The organism is Rubrivivax albus, from assembly GCF_004016515.1.
GTDB lineage: Bacteria > Pseudomonadota > Gammaproteobacteria > Burkholderiales > Burkholderiaceae_C > Rubrivivax > Rubrivivax albus.
In genome coordinates this window covers 309,329-327,238 of the sequence record NZ_SACT01000005.1, presented here as the reverse complement: position 1 = coordinate 327,238, position 17,910 = coordinate 309,329, and the positions used below count along the sequence as shown (strand labels likewise).

Annotated in this window: 14 protein-coding genes; 10 read left to right on the top strand and 4 right to left on the bottom strand. The window is 70.1% G+C overall.

The annotated features are described in order from the left end of the window. Positions 1-104 precede the first annotated feature (104 nt). Both ENE75_RS16630 and ENE75_RS16625 read left to right on the top strand, forming a co-directional pair. Positions 105-356: a type II toxin-antitoxin system Phd/YefM family antitoxin gene (locus ENE75_RS16630; protein ID WP_128199431.1), complete on the top strand. Its 252-nt coding sequence runs from the start codon at positions 105-107 to the stop codon at positions 354-356. 37 nt (positions 357-393) lie between these two features. Beyond that, positions 394-720: a type II toxin-antitoxin system RelE family toxin gene (locus ENE75_RS16625; protein ID WP_128199430.1), complete on the top strand. Its 327-nt coding sequence runs from the start codon at positions 394-396 to the stop codon at positions 718-720. A 13-nt stretch (positions 721-733) separates the two neighbouring features. On the opposite strand, the gene ENE75_RS16620 is transcribed toward ENE75_RS16625, so the two are convergent. From ENE75_RS16620 to ENE75_RS25415, 4 genes are all read right to left on the bottom strand, one after another. Next, positions 734-2,701, bottom strand: coding sequence for an ABC transporter ATP-binding protein (locus tag ENE75_RS16620; protein WP_128199429.1), 1,968 nt, complete (start codon positions 2,699-2,701; stop codon positions 734-736). 8 nt (positions 2,702-2,709) lie between these two features. Further along, entirely contained in the window at positions 2,710-4,539 is a 1,830-nt protein-coding gene (locus ENE75_RS16615) for an asparagine synthase-related protein (protein ID WP_128199428.1), read from the bottom strand. A gap of 19 nt (positions 4,540-4,558) precedes the next feature. Further along, a complete protein-coding gene (locus ENE75_RS16610; RefSeq protein WP_158288980.1) occupies positions 4,559-5,236 on the bottom strand; it encodes a lasso peptide biosynthesis B2 protein in 678 nt (225 codons plus the stop codon). Positions 5,237-5,515: 279 nt separating this feature from the next. Next, positions 5,516-5,638: a rubrivinodin family lasso peptide gene (locus ENE75_RS25415; RefSeq protein WP_233259133.1), complete on the bottom strand. Its 123-nt coding sequence runs from the start codon at positions 5,636-5,638 to the stop codon at positions 5,516-5,518. 188 nt (positions 5,639-5,826) lie between these two features. Here ENE75_RS25415 and ENE75_RS16605 point away from each other — a divergent pair, with 188 nt between their 5' ends. From ENE75_RS16605 to ENE75_RS16570, 8 genes are all read left to right on the top strand, one after another. Continuing rightward, on the top strand, positions 5,827-7,032 hold the full coding sequence (locus ENE75_RS16605; protein WP_233259132.1) for a hypothetical protein: 1,206 nt from the start codon (positions 5,827-5,829) through the stop codon (positions 7,030-7,032). After that, a complete protein-coding gene (locus ENE75_RS25410) occupies positions 7,029-7,958 on the top strand; it encodes a site-specific integrase (RefSeq protein WP_128199425.1) in 930 nt (309 codons plus the stop codon). The genes ENE75_RS16605 and ENE75_RS25410 overlap by 4 nt, the downstream gene beginning before the upstream one ends. Positions 7,959-8,014: 56 nt before the next feature. Continuing rightward, positions 8,015-9,214, top strand: a complete 1,200-nt coding sequence (locus tag ENE75_RS16595; protein WP_128199424.1) for a DUF1173 family protein — start codon at positions 8,015-8,017, stop codon at positions 9,212-9,214. A 457-nt stretch (positions 9,215-9,671) separates the two neighbouring features. Next, positions 9,672-10,280 carry a hypothetical protein gene (locus ENE75_RS16590; RefSeq protein ID WP_128199423.1) on the top strand — a complete coding sequence of 203 codons (609 nt, stop codon included), beginning with the start codon at positions 9,672-9,674 and terminating at the stop codon, positions 10,278-10,280. Between the two features lie 208 nt (positions 10,281-10,488). Further along, positions 10,489-11,679 carry a TolC family protein gene (locus ENE75_RS16585; protein ID WP_158288979.1) on the top strand — a complete coding sequence of 397 codons (1,191 nt, stop codon included), beginning with the start codon at positions 10,489-10,491 and terminating at the stop codon, positions 11,677-11,679. Next, complete coding sequence (locus ENE75_RS16580) at positions 11,676-13,310, top strand: efflux RND transporter periplasmic adaptor subunit (protein ID WP_128199421.1); 1,635 nt, start codon at positions 11,676-11,678, stop codon at positions 13,308-13,310. The genes ENE75_RS16585 and ENE75_RS16580 overlap by 4 nt, the downstream gene beginning before the upstream one ends. Then, positions 13,307-16,474 carry an efflux RND transporter permease subunit gene (locus tag ENE75_RS16575; RefSeq protein ID WP_128199420.1) on the top strand — a complete coding sequence of 1,056 codons (3,168 nt, stop codon included), beginning with the start codon at positions 13,307-13,309 and terminating at the stop codon, positions 16,472-16,474. Before ENE75_RS16580 ends, ENE75_RS16575 begins: the two co-directional genes overlap by 4 nt. Further along, positions 16,461-17,867: a multicopper oxidase family protein gene (locus tag ENE75_RS16570; protein ID WP_128199419.1), complete on the top strand. Its 1,407-nt coding sequence runs from the start codon at positions 16,461-16,463 to the stop codon at positions 17,865-17,867. Before ENE75_RS16575 ends, ENE75_RS16570 begins: the two co-directional genes overlap by 14 nt. The last annotated feature ends 43 nt before the right edge of the window (positions 17,868-17,910 follow it).

Below are 17,910 nucleotides of genomic sequence, written 5' to 3'. Positions count from 1 at the left end.
TGGCGCCCAAGGGAGGCGCCGACCACGCCACAGGTTGTCCGACATCAAGTGAATTGTCAGCTTGGACGTTTGTAGCTATATTTGGCTCCAAAGTTGGAGCCAACATGGAAGCAATTCTTGCCGATGTCGCGGTGAGCATGTCCGAGTTCAAGAAGAACCCGGCCGCGGTGCTCAGGGAAGCAAATCACCGCCCCGTCGCGGTCCTCAACCACAACCGCGCTGCCTTCTACATGGTCGAGCCGCGTCTGTTCGAGGCGATGATGGAAGAGTTGGCCGACCAGGAGCTGTACCGCAAGGCGGCGAGTCGCCTGGCAGACAAGGCCCGGGCCATCGAGGTCGACATTGACGAGCTCTGAGGGCGTCAGGTCGAAGCACAGGTACAAGCTGCGCTTCATGCCTGAGGCGCTGGAGGAGTGGCGAGCGCTCGATGGCTCGGTCAAGACCGTTCTCAAGAAGCTCCTCGAGAAGCGTCTGGATACACCTCATGTTCCTGGCGGCGAACTGGGAGGTCCGCTGGCCGGCTGCTACAAGATCAAGCTGCGCAAGCAGGGTGTCCGGCTCATCTACGCCGTCGAAGATGACCATCTGCTGGTCACGGTGATCGCGGTGGACAGGCGGGAGCATGGCGCCGTCTACACGTCTGCACTTGCACGCCTCTCCACGACTGCAGCGGCCTTGTCCGAGGCGTTCCGCAACAAGGTCAAGAAGTCGGGCGGTTGACGTCCGCCCGTGCTCATTGCCGCGTCGGGCGCGCGGTGTCCGCGCCCCACATGCCGGCGTAACGACCGCTGCGCATGAGCAACTGCTCATGCGTGCCGCGCTCTGCCACCCGGCTTCCCGCGAGCACGGCGATCTCGTCGGCGTGCCGCACCGTCGACAGTCTGTGGGCGATGATGAGCGTCGACCGGCCCTGGCCGGCCTTCGTGATCTGCTCAAGGACGCGGCGCTCGGTTTCCGTGTCGAGCATCGACGTGGCTTCGTCGAGCACCAGCAACCTGGGCTGCCGCAGCAGCGCACGGGCAATGGCGACACGCTGGCGTTCACCGCCCGACAGGCGCTGGCCTCGTTGACCCACCTGCGTGTCGTAGCCATCGGGCATGCGCTCAATGGCGGCGTGCAGTTGTGCGGCGACGGCTGCACGGATGATGTCTTGCCGCAAGGCGTCGGGACGGCCCAGCGCGATGTTCGCCGCCAGCGTGTCGTCCATCAGCAGCGGGTCCTGCGGCACTACGCCGATGCAGTCTCGCCACGCTGCGGGCTGACCTGGGTGCAGCGGTTGCCCGTCGATGAGCACCTCGCCACTGTCCGGTGGGATGAGGCCGGTGAGCAGGCGGATCAGCGTCGTTTTTCCCGTGCCACTGGCGCCGACGACCGCGAGGGTCTGGCCCGCATCGAGCGCGAGATCAAGATCTTGAAAGACCGACCGGTGTGGTCCGTGGCGCACATGGACCTGGCGCAGTTCCAGGCGCAGTCCTTCGTGTGGCCCATGGCATCGTTTGCCTCGGACGTGCTCCGTTGACGGCGCTGACGGCGCTGACGGCGCTGACGGCGCTGCCGGCGTCCCGACGGCAGGCATGTGTGTCGGCGCACGTCGCTGCGTCGATGTTGAATCGGGCACGACACCGAGCGGGCCCGCCGTCGACCCGTGCGAGACCGGCTCGCGCGGGCGTGCCAGCAGCGCCAGCACCGGCCGCACGAAGGCCTGTGCCTGCGCGATGTCACGGGCTGCGGCACCGAGCATGTCCAGCGGCCGCACCATCTGCAGCATGTAGACCTGGGTCAGCACAAAGGCGCCGATGCTCATGTCGCCCCGGACGACGGCGTTGGCAGCGAGGACCAGGGTGATGGCCAGCGACACCGCAAAGACCGCCGTGATGGCCGAACCGACCACTGCCCGCTGGCGGTGCAAGGCGGTCCATGCGGCGCCGAGCCGCCAGACCCGGTCGCCGTGTCGCTGCCCCATCTGGGACTCGGCGCCGAACAGCTTGATGGCCTCGATGTTCAGCAGACCGTCGGTCACAGCGGCCTGCAGGTCCTGGCTGGCCGAGGTCACGTCGGCAGCGCGCCGGCCGGTGTGCGACGTGCCTGACGTGAAGATCACCAGGTAGCACGCGGCCGTGACGATGAAGGTCAAGCCGAGCGCCGTGGGGGCCTGGGTGGTCAGGACGGCCAGGACCACGGAGAGTTCGACCGCGACGGGTACGACGCCATGCACGGTGTTCATCAGCAGGAGCTGCAGACCGGTGACAGCCTGCTGCAGACTCTGGCTCAGCCCGCCGGATGACCGGTCGAGATGGTCGCGTAGCGGGAGGGCCATCAGGTGGGCGTAGATGCGCTGCTGCACCCGGGCCAGGAGCTGGTGCTCGGCGGCCCCTGCGATCCAGGGACGGATGTCATGGATCCATCGAGCGGCGCCGATGGACAGCACGTAGGCCAGGGCAAGCCCAATCGCCAGGGCCGGGTCGGACTCCGGCATCGACCCGGCGGCACCGAGGGTCGGCTGTGTCAGCGTATCGATGGTCAGTTGGAGCGCCAGTGGCGCCAGCGCGCTGAGGGTGGCACCGGCGATCACCAGAGCCAACGCCAGCGCAACGCGCCAGCGGATCGATGCGGTCGTCGCCGACATCAGCAACGTGGCCATGCGGCGCAGGTCGCCCGGCATGTCGTGCTGGCGCAGGGATCGGGTCACCTGGCGCGTCATGTGTCGGATCAGCTTTCGGGTCGTGAGGCTGCGGAGCTCCGAAGTGCCTCATGTCGTGCCAACCACGCCTCGATGCCGACGCAGGTCAGGATCTCAGCGGTCGAAGCTGTGGGTGCTTGGCGCGCATCGGAGAGCGCGTCCTCGATGCGCCTCCGGTCGATGAGGCCGCGTCGCACGAGCTGTCCGTCCAGCAGCAGCGCGCGGACGACATCCCGGTTCTGCGCCACGACCGTCGAGAGGTGCTCCTCCATGCCGCCCTTGGAGCGGCGCAGGGCGATCGCGCGAGGAATGCGATGGGCAAACGCCAGCCGTGCCAGGCCACGCGGCTGGCCACCTTCGGTGAGCAGGTAGGTCGGCAACCGCAGGCAGAGCTCGACCAGGGGCCGGGACAGCAAGGGATTGACCAGCTCCGGTGCTGCCTGGCGCGCGAGCGGGTCGTAGTACTCCATGGGGAACAGCAGCTGGCTCAGCTGGACGGACTTGCCGATGGGCAGGTCGTGTGCGCTGCCGCCGAGCGGATGGACGAATCGGGCCAGGTCCGGTGCTCCGTCCATGAGGCCTGGGCCTGCCAGTGACAGCGATCCGCCCGCGGCGATGCTCGGCGCGCCGCGTCGGAGTCGATCGGACAAGGCGAGGCGCACCGTCTGCCAGACCGACTGGCCGCCAAGACGCGCTGCCGACATGGCCGCGCGCAGGAAACCTGGGCCGAAGCCCCGGAGTCGGAGGTAGTCGGCTGCCGGCCACCAACGGCGGAATTCGAAGTACAACTGGTCGCCACCGCCGCCGGTGAACATGGCCGGCGCCTCGACCGACCTCGCATGTGCCGCATCCGTGTCGGCCGTCAGCCGGCCCGCGATGCTGGTCGGACATGGGGTGAGTGCCATTGCCAGCACGCGCTCGAGTCGATACCCGGTGTCGCGTGGGGCCTCGATCAGCCGGCATCCGGCCATCGACGCCGCCTCCCGCGCGTACACGCGCTCGTCGCCGTCGGCCCCCGGGGAGTGGTAGTTCAGACAGATGATCGACTCGGGGTCGCGCGTCTTCGTCAGGCACGCCAGCACGATGGCGGAGTCGACTCCGCCTGACAGCCGCATCAGGATGCGGCCAACATCACCCGCCCACGCACCGACGCAGCGTTCCGTCGTCTGCACGAGCAGGTCCGCCGCCTGGGACGCCGGCAGGTCCAGGGGATCCCGTGCGATGGCCGCCGGCGCCCAGAGCATCTCCCCGTGTGCGGCATGTGCGCCGAGTCGCACGCGCTGACCGGGGAGCACGGCGGTCACGCCGTCCAGTGCCGTTGCGTGGCCGCCGAGCGCACCCAGGAGGAGCAGGGCGCGGATCGCCTGCCAGTCGAGAGGCGGGACGCCCTCCGGGCCGAGCAGGTCGATGCTGTCCTCCAGCCACGAGAACACCAGCCAGATCCCGCGGAGGTGGCGGACGAAGCAGGGCAGCGCACCACCAGGATCGCGCACGACGGTGATGCCGGCGTCGTCCTGCAGCACCGCGACGTATCGTCCCCAGTGCGATTCGATGAGCGAGGCACCCGAGGTCCTCGCGACGGCTTCCAGCGATGTGCCGTTCGGCGTCGCGCGTGAGCCGGACGGGTGGGCAGCGCCGCGGGCATCGAACAGACGGCCCAGGATCACGCCTCGACCGCTTGTCAACGGCCATGCGCCGTTGTTGCGGCGGTCGCTGCCGGTTGTGGCGACGAACAGGCCGGGGGCGTCGATCGATGGTGACCACGCGCCGTTCCGCAGCAGGCGCTGCCGCAGCCGGACAACCCTTTCGCTGCAGTCGGGCCGCAGGGGGTCCCAGGCCAGGACGAGATAGCGGAACACGGCGGGTACGTATGGCGAGTCAGACGATCAGGATGGGCGTGAAGCGCCGCACGTGCTCATGCAGGTCGTTGAGCACGAGGTCATCCTGCTGCACCCAGGCATGCGCGGCAAACGGGCGATCCTTCACGCCGATCACCCACCGCGCATCGAGGCCGTCCAGATGCAGCAGGTTCACCAGCGCCAGCGAGTCGAACAGGCAGCGATCCCGCGAGGTGAAGGCCAGTGGCCGCAGCATGTCGAAGGTGGCGACCGAGACGGCCATGGCGGTCTGCCCGTTCAGCGACGGAGAGGCACCCTCGGCACGGGTCCTGGACCTGCTGCCGCGTACCCGCTCGAGATGTGTCGCGATGGCCTGCAGCGATCTGCAGCGCAGCCACAGCGTGGCCGATGCCGTGGCTCGGACGAAGCGGGCAACGCGGCTGGGGCCGACCTGGAGTTCCATCGACAGGTCGCGCGTATCCAGTGATCGGCAAGCGGCGGGAAGCCTGACGCGGTACGTCTGCGATGGGGCTTCCGTCGTCAGCATGCCGCGATCCAGCAGCCGGGTCACGAAGGCGGGAGGCACGTCGCACGGCGGCTCTGAAGGGCTGGCTTGTTCGTCGGACGGCCAGTCCTGGACCCAATCGGACAGGTGGCGGGACTGCTCGGCCCCCAGGCCGAGGTACCGACCGCGGCTAAGGTCGAGCAGGACCGACAAGGCATCCAGTCTGCACACACGCATGTGCGGGGCCAGCCAGATGCGTTGGTCGGCAAGCGCGTGAACGGCAGGCCCTGGCATGTGGGGTCCAGCGAGGTGGGGTGCTTGTCTGAAATCAGGCAGTGCCTGGCCGCGAAAGCCTGGCCATGCGGGCAAAGCCCGGCGGGAATGGACCGGGTGCCGCACCCGGTCCTGGATCCGTCACCGCAACGGCGGCATCAGCGACGGATCCGGTGGCTCAGGACGGGCGATGGCGTCCGACCTAGCCACGCCGCGCCTTCAGTTCTCCAGGCGGCGGCTGAGCACCGGGTGCTCTTCCGAGTTCTGCGGATCGATGGTGCCCTTGGTCACCTCCTTCGCGTCACCCAGGTCGGTGAACTCCAGTTCCAGCGTCTCGTTCATGACGAACTCCTTTGCGGTTGGGTTGCTGACACGTTGGCCCGGTGGCGAATCGCCGTGGGCAATCGCCGCGGGCATCTGCACCATAGGGATGGCTTGGCCCGAGAACCAGCGTCGTGGCGGGATGGCCTGAACCGTTCGGTCCAACTCTCCACCAGCGGATCAGGGTTTCATACTGGGAATTCAGCCGCGTGACGGCCCGAGCCAACCGTCGACCGATCCGCGATGGCCGCAACACCGGTTCGGCCCGCCTGGTGCGCCGGTCCAGGACCGAACACTGCGGGTGTTGTTGCCTGAGTTCTGGTGAGGATCTGCGCCGCCAGATCGTCATAGTCCTCATGGGAGAGCAAGACGCTGACGACGACTCCGGCGAAGATGAGGCGGCCACATGGCACCTGCTCTGGCAGGCGGCGTTCGGCCGCGACTGCTTCACGCACCCCGCGCTGTTCGCACGCATCCGCGACCGACTGATCGACGCACACCGGAGCAGGGGCCGGCAGCTGCTCGACTACCTCGTTCTGCCGGGCGAGATTCATGTGGTGTGTCGCCTGGAGGCCGGCGATGCGCCAGAGCGGGTGGCGAGAGCCTTCGGCCACGTGGTCGCGCGCTGGGTCCGCCAGGTCCAGAGGGTGCGGGGCCCGGTGTTCGCCGAGCCTTATCGGGCGTTCCCTGTCGAATCCGATGCCGACCTGCGAGTGCTCGTGCGCATCCTGGCATGGCGTCCCGTGGCTCAGGGCGCTTGTGTCACGCCGACGCACCATGCGCAGGGTGCATTGCGCATCACCCTCGGGCTGTCACCCGCGTCCGGCTTCAACGCGCGGCCGCTGCTGAATCACTTCGGCGAGTCTGTCATCGGCGCGCGGGCGTCGTTGCGATCGTGGATCGCCCGCCGGCCAGGTGACCGGGATCTGATGCGCTGGGCCCTGGTCCATGGCGTTCCGCACGGCCGCACCCGCACTGGAGGCCTGCCGGGACGGGGTGCGGTGGATCATGCGGCAGCGGATCTGTTTGCCGCCGCAGGCGCTGGCGGACTCGACGCTGTGCTGGGGCTGCTGGAGAAGTGGGTGGCGCTCTGTCTCGGGAAGCCGACGCTGCTGTCCAGCTACGAGGGTTCGGACGCCCTGCGTTCGCGCGCGAGGGCGCTCGTCGCCTGCCTCGCGGTTCGACATGGCGTGTGTGCGGCAGCCGCGGTGGCCCGGCACTACGGCAAGGCCAAGGCGACGCTGTGCGAACAGATGGCGGCCTGCCGTTCCCGGGCCGAGGACCGGGCGATCCTGGAGATGCCGCTGGAGCGCCTGCTGACGTCGGGCCTGGATGCTCCCGGTGTCGGGACCGCGGCCCGCCGCTCGGGTGGCGTGCCTGGACGTCGCGGCAAGCTGGACAAGGAGAACCCATGAGCGATGAAACAGCGCGCGACGACCGGTTCCGCCAGTCGGTCCACATGCTCGAACGGGTGCTGGAAGGCGAGCCCCTGGGCGTCGTGTCCGCGAAGCTGGGCGTCTCGCGGTCCACCGTGGACAGGCGCGTCAAGCATCTGGCCCTGCAACTGACCCGTTCGGTCGGCGTCGACGGGCTGATGCAGGAAGGCACCGCGTTCGTGGAGCGGCTTCGCCAGCGCCGCGTGGCGGTACTCGAGGCGCTCGAGCGCTTCGAACCGGCGCCTCGGCCATCGACGCGCGCAGCGCGCGTGCTGACCCGGGAGGAGGTGACGCTCGGCGCCATGCGCGTACAGGCACGCGCGCCCAGGCCTCGGCACGACCTGGCCCTGTACCACCTCTCGTTCGCGACCGGGCTGCGGCCCCTGGAGGTGGCGCGGCTCGAGGTGCGCGACTACCTGGACGAGGCGGGCGATGTCAGGCAGGCATCCATCGTACGGGACGATGTGGCCATCAACGGCCGAAGCCGGCCGCTGCACTTCAGACACCGGGCGCTGGATCGTGCGCTGGCGGCCTATCTCGATGAGCGACTGCACGGCGGTCACGGTGTCGGCCGATCTGGCGCGTGGAGAGGCCTGGACCCGCGCAGCAGGCTGATGCTGGATGCCCGGGGACTGCCCTACCCGATCACGGCCAGCCCAGGCGTGGGGCAGCGGCATGTGTGCCGTCCGATCCTCGACAGCTACCGGCGGATCTTCCGGCTGGCGGACATCCCGGGACTGAGCACGCAGTCGGCGCGGCTGACCCTGATGTCGCGGATGTACGAGCGTGGCGCCGACGAGGATCAGGTCGGGCTGGTGCTGGGCATCGCCGATCGAAGCGCCGTGCGCGAGCAGTTGCCGAGGCCGCGACCCGAGCTGGCCAAGGTGCTCGAGGAGCTGGCATGACACGGCGCGCCCGCTGAACGGCTGCGACGGCGATGGAGTCGGGGATGGAGTTGGGGGTGGACGGGCAGCGCTTTGCGATCGGTGGGCGCGTGGTCGACGCCGACGACCCGCAGCTGCAGGACCTGCTGGCTCGGGCCTACGAGGCGCCGGGCCGGCCGCGCTGCCTGTGCGTGGCCGGCGGCGTCGAGATGTACGTCGCCTTTCATCGCCACTTCCAGATCAAGCGCATGCCCGAGACCGGGGACCGGCACCACCCCGCCTGCCCGAGCTACGAGCCGGGGCCTGCGATGTCGGGCCTGGGCGAACTGGTCGGAGAGGCCGTCGTCCAGCTGGATCCGGCACGGGTGGAACTGCACGTGGACTTCCCGTGGGCGCGGGTGCCCGGGCGGGCGGCGGTGAGCCGCGAGCCTGCCGAGCCGGCGGAGGTCGGCCGCACCCGTCGCCGGATGAGCCTGAGGGCGCTGATGCACTTCCTGTTCGAGCGGGCCGGCTTCAACCTCTGGTCGCCGGCCATGGCCGGGAAGCGCAACCAGGCGGTACTTCACAAGTACCTGATGCAGGCCGCCGAGGCGATCCAGGTGAAGGGCGAGCCGCTGTCGAACCGGCTGTACGTGCCGGAAGCCTTCAGCGAGACCGCGAAGGCCGAGCAGGCCGAACGGCGCCGTGCCCGGTTGTCGGTGCTGCAGCCGCATGACGGGCGGCAGCCGCTCGCGGTGGTTCTGGGCGAGTTCAAGGGCTGGGAGTCGGCACCCGCGGGCGCGCGCATCTGGATCCGCCACATGCCGGACGCCCCTTTGCTGGCCGACGCGCGGACCTGGGCGCGCGTGCAGCGCGGCTTCGCGCAGCTCTTCGAGGCGCTCGACTCGGATGGAGGGCGAGGGCTGCGCCTCATGCTGGCGGCGCTGATCCGGGCCCGCCGGGAGGACACCTACGAGATCGACCTCGCCAGCCTGATGCTGACCAGCGAGGAGTGGATTCCGCTGGAGGGGGTGCACGAGGCGCCGCTGATCCGGGCGCTGGTGGCGCAGGGGCGGAGATTCGTGAAGCCGCTGCGCTATGACGCAAGAACGGCGGCGGGGTTCGCGAACGCGATCCTGCTGGACGTGGGGGCTGACCCGGCTCCGATGCATGTCCTGAGCCCGTTCATGACGCCGGCCGACAGGGAGACCAAACTGAAAGCGGTTCGAGTAGCCGGTGGAGGAGGGTGGGTGACGGATGGGGCCATGCCCGAGATGCCGCTGAGGACTCGCCAGTGACCTTCTGGAACTCGATTGACCGCAGCGGTGTTCGAAGCCGTGCTCGACCCGTCGATGAGGGGCCGCGACGATCGCTCCGCATGTGCACTGCGTGCGTCCGGCTCGCCCGCTGGCTCCCACTGTCGTGGCCCTCGTTTGAAGTGTGAAGTCCATTCGTCATGCGCGGGATCACCCGGTAGTGGTGGGTGGGGATCCCTCCTTGGGGCGAGTGCGGGCAAGCCAGCGACCGTTCGAGACTGGTTGCCGCCTGCCAGGCTTCGAAGTCGAGCGGCAGGCGCGAACGGAACCGGCCCTTGGCGGGCCCGTGTGTCGGATGACCACTGCACCATTGTCACCAGCCTTTCGAGCCTGGCTGAACGCTTGAGGGGCTTGAGCGACTCGTCACGCCGCTGGCGTCAGGTCGATCCCGACCCATCTCGGCCGTTGGATCGATGGAATCCCACATCGGCTTTGCAACGTGAGCTGCCGCTGGCTCTCGCCAGACGTATTCCCGCTCGTCGTCAGCCAGAAGTCGTCCGGCTTCGTAGCCGGTGTCGGTTCAAGCGACAGCTACGCGTCAGGCATCCGATACTGCACTCCAATCTGCGAGGACCAGACCTTGCAGGAATTCAGCGTGGTTGATGCTCTGTCAGACCTCGACGATCGTTCAACCTTTGGCAGACACGCCGCAGAGCTCGAGCAACGAAATGCCGTACCGCATAGACTTCGGTTCATGCTGACAAGGCTGCTCGCCATCCTCCTGTGCCTCGGCCTCGGGCTGCAGGCCGTGGCGGCGCCGACCTTTCAGCCGGCGCCGTGCCCGATGGAAGAGCAGATGCAGGCGGCGCTGGCGGCGGGCGATGCCCTGACCGGCGAACTGCCTGACTGCTGTCAGGATCTCCAGAGCTACGCAACGACCGGCAAGGCCTGCAAGGCACAACTGGACTGCGGGTTCACGGTAGCGATCCTCGGTGCCGAGCCGGTCGGCGCCGGAACGCCCGGCGCGTCGGCTCCACTGCTTGCGTCGGGGCCTTCGCTCCGCCCTGCGCCCGTTGGCGGGCCCTGGCGACCTCCAGCCCAACGCTGACCCCCGTTCGCACGCCTTGCCGTGCAATGGTGACCCGCTGCCCACGGCAGCGGGTCGGTCTGCCCATGCGCCCCGGCCCGCACCTGCCTGCGGCCACGCGCCCTGGAGTTCTTTCATGTCCTGGTTGTTTCGCTTGTCAGGCGATGCCCGCGCGCCTCTCTCGGCGCTGGTCCTGCTTCTCGTCGCCTGGCCCGCGTCGAGCGCTTCCTTGTCTCCGCTCTCGCTGGCCGAAGCCCAGCAGCGCGCCGTCGCCCGGGCGGCGGCGCCGACCGCCGCGGACCTGCGTGCACGCGCAGCCCGCGAGATGGCCGTGGCTGCCGCTCAGCGTCCCGACCCTGTGCTGGGCCTTTCGCTCGTCAACCTGCCCGCAGACGGCCCCGACCGCTTCAGCACGACACGCGACTTCATGACCATGCGCTCGGTGTCGCTGATGCAGACCTTCACGCGCGATGACAAGCGTCAGGCCCGGGCCGACCGCTACCTGCGCGAGGCCGAGGCCGAGCAGGCCGAGTACACCTTGCGGTCGACAGACGTGCGGCGCGAGGTGTCGCTGGCCTGGTTCCAGCGGCGGGCGGCCGAGCAGCGCCTGGCGCTGCTGCAGGCCCAACGCACCGAAGCGCGGCTCCAGGTCGATGCCGCGGTGGCGGCGCAGCGCGCGGGCCGAGGTGGCAGCACCGACGTGCTGATGGCGCGCGACGCGGTCGCGCAGATCGATCAGGCGTTGCTCGCGGCCGAGGCGGCAGTTGCCACGGCACGGAGAGACCTGGCCCGGTGGACGGATGAACCGGTCGAACGGCCGCTGGGCGACCCGCCCACCATGGACCGGCACGGGCTCGTCGATCGACCCTTGGCGGAGCAGCTGGCGCAACATCCCGGCCTGGCGCAACTGGCGGCCCGCGAGGCCGTGGCGGTTTCCGCCGTCGCGGTTGCCCGAGCCGAGCGCGAGCCCGACTGGAGCGCCGAGCTGATGTTCAGCCAGCGCGGCAGCCGCTACTCGAACATGGTGTCGATCGGTGTGTCAGTGCCGCTGCCGTGGGACCGGCCGCAGCGCCAGGATCGCGAGCTCGGCGCCCGCCTGGCGCAGGCCGACGCCCTGCGCGAGGAGCGCGTGGAACTCGAGCGCGAGGTCCTGGCGATGGTCGAAGGCTGGATCGACGGCTGGCGTGCCGCGCTGGCGCGACGGGCCCTGATCGACCGCGAGCGCGAGCCGTTGGCGCAGCAGCGCGTGGAGGCAGCGCTGGCCGCCTACCGCGGTGGCGCGGCCCCGCTCGGCGCCGTGCTCGACGCGCGCCGCGCCGCGCTGGCGCTGCGCATGGAGCGCATCGACGTCGAGCTCGACGCGGCCCGACTCTGGGCCGGTCTGGACACCTTGATCCCCGCGGCCGGAGACGCACGATGAAGCACAGAACCCTCGTCGTTGCCGCCGCGGCGCTGGCCGCCGCGGCCGGTCTCGCCGTGGCCGCCTGGTGGCTGGGCATGCACCAGGGCATGGCGATGATGGCGTCGCCGGCGGCGATCGCTGCGGCGCCGGCCGACCCTTCGCAGTGGACCATCCCACAAGGCGAGGAGGCCACGCGGCGCCACGTCCGCGACGGACTGAAGGCCGGCGACACAGACCCGGTCACCGGGTTGCGGATCCTGAACTATCACGACCCGATGGTGCCTGGCCGCAACTTCGGGGCGCCGGGCAAGTCGCCGTTCATGGACATGATGCTGGTGCCGCGCTACGCCGGTGGCGACCAGGCCGATGCGTCGACCGTCAGCGTCAGCCCGCGCATGCAGCGCAACCTCGGGCTGCGCGCCGCGCCGGTGGTCGAGGGCACGCTCGCACCCGAGGTGGCCGCGGTCGGCAACGTGGCTTGGAACGAACGCCTGCAGCAGGTCGTGGCCGCACGCGCGATGGGCTTCGTCGAGAAGCTGCATGTCCGGGCGCTCTTCGACAAGGTCCGCGCCGGCGCGCCGCTGGTCGAGCTGTACGTGCCCGACTGGGTCGCGGCGCAGGAGGAGTACCTGGCCTTGACCGCCATGCGCGGCGATGGCCTCGATCCCTTGCGCGATGCAGCGCTGGCCCGCATGCGGCAGGCGGGCATGAGCGAAGCACTGATCGGGCGCGTGGCGCTCGAGCGCCGGGTGTTGGCGCAGGTGACGATACAGGCGCCGATCGACGGCGTCGTGACGGAGCTGCCGGTGCGTGAGGGCACGACGGTGATGGCGGGCATGCCGCTGCTGAGGCTGCAGGGCACCGCCACCGTGTGGGCCGAGGGCGAGGTGCCGGAGAGCCAGGCGGCGGCGCTGGCGCCGGGCATGGCGGTGACGGCGACGAGCCCGGCGCTTCCGGGGCGGACCTTCGAAGGCCGCGTGCAGTCACTGCTGCCCCAGGTCGACCCGGCCACGCGCACCCGCCGCACAAGGCTCGAAATCGCCAACGCCGGCGGACAACTGGTGCCCGGCATGTTCGTCGAGATGCGCTTTGCCGCGCACGCCCGCTCGAAGGCCCTGGTCGTTCCCGTCGATGCCGTGATCCACACCGGGCGCCGCAGCGTGGTGATGCTGGCCGAGGACGGCGGGCGGTTCCGGCCGGTGGAGGTGCGCACCGGCCGCGAGACCGCCGACCAGGTCGAGATCCTCGCGGGCCTGCAGGCCGGTCAGCAGGTGGTGCTGTCGGGGCAGTTCCTGGTCGACTCGGAGGCCAGCCTGAGAGGGCTGGAGGTTCGCCTGAACGCGGCAGAGCCGGGTGCGGCGCCGTCGCCTGCGGCTGAGTCAGCGTCCGGGTCCATGCCGACCCACTACACCGATGCCCGCGTCCAGGCCGTCGACGGCGACACCGTGACGCTGGACCACCCGCCGATCGCGTCGCTGAAGTGGCCGCAGATGGTGATGGACTTCCGGCTTCCGCCACAGCCGCCCGCCGGGCTGTCGCCCGGCGACCGCGTGCGGGTCGAGTTCCGCATGCAGGAAGGCGACGTGCCGCAGATCACGGCGATCGAGCGGTTGAACACGCCGTCCGGCAGAACCGGGGGCACGCGATGATCGCCGCGCTGATCCGCTGGAGCCTGGCCAACCGCTTCCTGGTGCTGGTCGCCAGCGTGCTGCTCACCGCCTGGGGCCTGGTCGCGCTGTCGCGCACGCCGCTGGACGCGCTGCCCGACCTGTCGGACACCCAGGTCATCATCCGCACGACCTGGCCCGGCCAGGCGCCGCAGCTGGTCGAGAACCAGGTCACCTACCCGCTGACGACGACCATGCTGTCGGTGCCGGGTGCCAAGGCGGTGCGCGGCTTCTCGATGTTCGGCGACAGCTTCGTCTACGTGATCTTCGACGACGGCGTCGACCTGTACTGGGCCCGCTCGCGGGTGCTGGAGTACCTGAACCAGGCGCAGTCACGGCTGCCGGCGACGGCGCGCTCGTCGATCGGGCCGGACGCCACCGGCGTCGGCTGGGTCTACCAGTACGCCCTGGTGGACCGCAGCGGCCGGCACGACCTGGCCGACCTGCGCGCGTTGCAGGACTGGTTTCTGCGCTTCGAGTTGAAGACCGTGCCGGACGTGGCGGAGGTCGCCACCGTGGGCGGCATGGTGCGCCAGTACCAGATCGTGCTCGACCCCGGCCGGCTCGCCGCTCACCGCATCACGCAGGCCATGGTCGCCGACGCGGTGGCGCGCGCCAACCAGGAGGCCGGCGGCTCGGTGATCGAGATCGGCGAGGCCGAGTACGCGGTGCGCGCCCGCGGCTACCTGAGGTCGCTCGACGACTTCCGGGCCATCCCGCTGCGCACCTCCGACGCCGGCATCTCCGTGCGCCTGGGCGACGTGGCGCGCATCCGGCTCGGGCCCGAGATGCGGCGCGGCATCGGCGAACTCGACGGCGAGGGCGAGGCCGTCGGCGGCGTCATCGTCATGCGCTCTGGCAAGAACGCGCTGTCGACGATCTCCGCCGTCAAGGCGAGGCTGGCCGAGTTGCAGCGCGGACTGCCCGAAGGCGTCGAGATCGTGCCGGTCTACGACCGCTCCGGCCTGATCGAGCGGGCGGTGGACAACCTGGCCGGCAAGCTGGTCGAGGAGTTCGTCGTCGTCGCGCTGGTGTGCCTGGCCTTCCTGTTCCACCTGCGCAGCGCCTTCGTTGCCGTGGTCTCGCTGCCGCTGGGGGTCCTGGCCGCCTTCGTCGTGATGCAGCAACAGGGCATCAACGCCAACGTGATGTCGCTCGGCGGCATCGCGATCGCGATCGGCGCGATGGTCGACGCTGCGATCGTGATGATCGAGAACGCGCACAAGCACCTTGAACGCTGGCAGCACCGGCACCCAGGGCAGACGCTGGCCGACGACGAGCGCTGGCGCGTCATCGGCCGCGCCGCCGAGGAGGTCGGCCCGGCGCTGTTCTTCTCGTTGCTCGTCATCACGCTCAGCTTCGTGCCGGTGTTCGCGCTCGAGGCGCAGGAAGGCCGGCTGTTCGCGCCGCTGGCCTACACCAAGACCTACGCGATGGCCGCTGCCGCTGGCCTGGCGGTGACTCTGGTTCCGGTACTGATGGGCTACCTGATCCGTGGCCGCATCCCGCCGGAGACGGCCAACCCGCTCAACCGCGGCCTGATCGCCGTTTACCGGCCGCTGCTCGAGGGCGTGATCCGCTTCCCGAAGCTCACGCTGGCGGCGGCCGCGGCAGTGCTGGTGGCCAGCCTGTGGCCGCTGCAGCACATCGGCAGCGAATTCATGCCGCCGCTCGACGAGGGCGACCTGCTGTACATGCCGACCGCGCTGCCCGGCCTGTCGGTGGCCAAGGCGGCCGAGCTGCTGCAGCAGACCGACCGCCTGATCAAGACCGTGCCCGAGGTGCAGAGCGTCTACGGCAAGGCCGGCCGTGCCGAGACCGCCACTGATCCGGCGCCACTGGAAATGTTCGAAACCACGATCCAGTTCAAGCCCCGCGACCAATGGCGGCCCGGCATGACGCCGGACGCCCTCGTCGAGGAGTTGGACCGCATCGTGCGCGTGCCGGGCCTGGCCAACATCTGGGTGCCGCCGATACGCAACCGAATCGACATGCTGGCCACCGGCATCAAGAGTCCGGTGGGCGTCAAGGTGGCCGGCCCCGATCTCGCGACGATCGACCGCCTGACGGCACAGATCGAGGGCGCGGTGAAGCCGGTGCCCGGCATCAGCAGTGCGCTGGCCGAGCGGCTGACCGGCGGGCGCTACATCGACGTCGACATCCGACGCGACGCCGCGGCGCGCTTCGGGCTGAACATCGTCGACGTGCAGGAGATCGTGGCCGGGGCGGTGGGCGGCATGAACATCGGCGAGACGGTCGAGGGGCTGCAGCGCTTCCCGATCAACCTGCGCTACCCGCGCGAGTGGCGCGACTCGCTGGCGGCGCTGCGCACGCTGCCGATCGTCACGCCGAGCGGGCAGCGTCTGGTGCTGGCCGACGTCGCCGAGATCCGCATCACCGACGGCCCGCCGATGCTGCGCAGTGAGAACGCGCGGCTGGCGGGCTACGTCTACGTCGACATCCGCGGCCGCGACCTGCGCGGCACGGTGCGAGACATGCAGAGCGCCGTGGCCGAGAAGGTGGCGCTGCCGCCGGGGTACTCGGTCAGCTGGTCGGGCCAGTTCGAGCACCTGCAGCGTGCGGTTGCCAAGCTCAAGCTGGTGTTGCCGTTCACGCTGCTGATCATCTTCGTGCTGCTGGCCATGACTTTCCGCAGCGTCGGTGAAGCCCTGCTGATCATGGCCACCCTGCCGCTGGCCCTGGTGGGCGGCGTGTGGCTGCTGTGGGCGCTGGGGCACAACCTCTCGGTGGCCGGAGCCGTGGGGTTCATCGCGCTGGCCGGGGTGGCCGCGGAGTTCGGCGTCATCATGCTGCTGTACCTGAAGCAGGCCTGGGCCGAACGGGTAGCCACGGGTCGCACTGGCGAAGCGGACCTGCTGGAGGCCGTGCGTGAGGGTGCCGTGCTGCGGGTGCGCCCGAAGGCGATGACCGTGGCCACCATCGTCGCGGGGCTGCTGCCGCTGTTCTGGGGTTCGGGCACCGGCAGCGAGGTGATGCAGCGCATCGCCGCGCCGATGGTCGGCGGCATGGTCAGCGCGCCGCTGCTGTCGATGTTCGTGATTCCTGCGGCCTATGTGCTGATGCGGCGCCGGCGTGCACCCGCCGTTGCCCTTTCTTCGGGAGACCCTGCTCATGCAACGACGTGACCTGATGCGAGCTGCCGCGCTCGCCCCGCTGGCCGCCTGGGGCGGCGCCCGCGCCGAGTCCGCTCCTCGGCCGATCCGCGCGGCCGAGGGCGCCGTCTCGGCGGCCGGGCAGCCGGCGCTCCCGGTGTGGGCCTACGACGGGCAGGTGCCGGGACCCACGCTGCGATACCGGCGCGGTGACGTGCTCGACGTCGAACTGGTCAACGACCTGCCGGACCCCACCACCATCCACTGGCACGGTATCCGCCTGCCCAACGCGATGGACGGCGTGCCGCACCTGACGCAGCCGCCGGTCGCACCCGGCGAGCGCTTCCGCTACCGCTTCGCGCTGCCCGATGCGGGGACCTTCTGGTATCACCCGCACCTGGGCACGCCTGAGCAGGTCGAGCGCGGACTGGCCGGCGCGCTGGTGGTCGAGGACGATGCGCCGCCACCGGTCGATGTCGACCACGTCTGGCTGCTCGACGACTGGCGGCTCGATGCCGGCGGCCGCATCGCCGGTGACTTCTACGACTACATGGACGTGTCGCATGCCGGCCGGATGGGCCAGCGGCTCACCGTCAATGGGCAGCTGGAGCCGGTGCTGCCGCTGCAGGCCGGCCAGCGTCTGCGGCTTCGGCTGATCAACGCCGCGAACGCGCGCATCTTCGCGCTGGAACTGCGCGGCCTGCGCGGCTGGCTGATTGCCCGCGACGGCGTGCCGGCTGACGCGTCGGTTGAATGGGACGGCCCCCTTCTGCTTGGCCCCGGGATGCGCGCCGACGTGGTGATCGACGCCGACGTGGCCGGGCAGCACGCAATCGTCGACCGGTTCGGTCGAGGGGAACGCCTGATCGGCACGGTGGCCGTCAGCGGTCGCGACGGCGTCGGCACGATACGCCGCCCCCCGCCGCGTCCCGCCGAGGCGGCCCCGTTGCCGATGCCGGACCTGGCGGCGGCCGAGTCGCACACGCTGGTGTTTGGCGGCGGCATGATGAGCATGGGCGGATGGCCCGACGACCCGTGGACCGAGCGCGTGGCACGCCGGCTGCGCCGGATGGGAGGCAGCAGGGAGGCCGACCCGGTGTGGTCCGTCAACGGCCGGGCCCACATGGGTCGCCACGACGGCCATGCGCCGCTGTTCTCGGTGCCCACGGGTCGCGGCGTGCGGCTGACGCTGGACAACCGCACCGCGTGGTGGCATCCCATCCACCTGCACGGCCACCATGTGCGCATCGTGTCGCGCAACGGCGAGCCGCTACCGGTCCAGCCCTGGCGCGACTCCGTGCTGCTGGCGCCGCGGGACCGCGTCGAGCTGGCGTTCGTGGCAGACAACCCCGGTCGCTGGCTGATCCACTGCCATGTGCTGGAGCACCATGCGGGCGGCATGGGCGGCGTCTTCGCGGTGACCTGACGCGTGTCGCTGAAGGCCCCGCCCCGTCGAAGGCAGGGTCGTG

What these genes read in the sequence shown, in the direction of transcription:
- ENE75_RS25415 (WP_233259133.1), bottom strand. Translation starts at nt 5,638, where the DNA reads ATGAACGAGACGCTGGAACTGGAGTTCACCGACCTGGGTGACGCGAAG.
- ENE75_RS16620 (WP_128199429.1), bottom strand. Translation starts at nt 2,701, where the DNA reads ATGACGCGCCAGGTGACCCGATCCCTGCGCCAGCACGACATGCCGGGC.
- ENE75_RS16570 (WP_128199419.1), top strand. Translation starts at nt 16,461, where the DNA reads ATGCAACGACGTGACCTGATGCGAGCTGCCGCGCTCGCCCCGCTGGCC.
- ENE75_RS16575 (WP_128199420.1), top strand. Translation starts at nt 13,307, where the DNA reads ATGATCGCCGCGCTGATCCGCTGGAGCCTGGCCAACCGCTTCCTGGTG.
- ENE75_RS25410 (WP_128199425.1), top strand. Translation starts at nt 7,029, where the DNA reads ATGAGCGATGAAACAGCGCGCGACGACCGGTTCCGCCAGTCGGTCCAC.
- ENE75_RS16580 (WP_128199421.1), top strand. Translation starts at nt 11,676, where the DNA reads ATGAAGCACAGAACCCTCGTCGTTGCCGCCGCGGCGCTGGCCGCCGCG.
- ENE75_RS16630 (WP_128199431.1), top strand. Translation starts at nt 105, where the DNA reads ATGGAAGCAATTCTTGCCGATGTCGCGGTGAGCATGTCCGAGTTCAAG.
- ENE75_RS16625 (WP_128199430.1), top strand. Translation starts at nt 394, where the DNA reads ATGCCTGAGGCGCTGGAGGAGTGGCGAGCGCTCGATGGCTCGGTCAAG.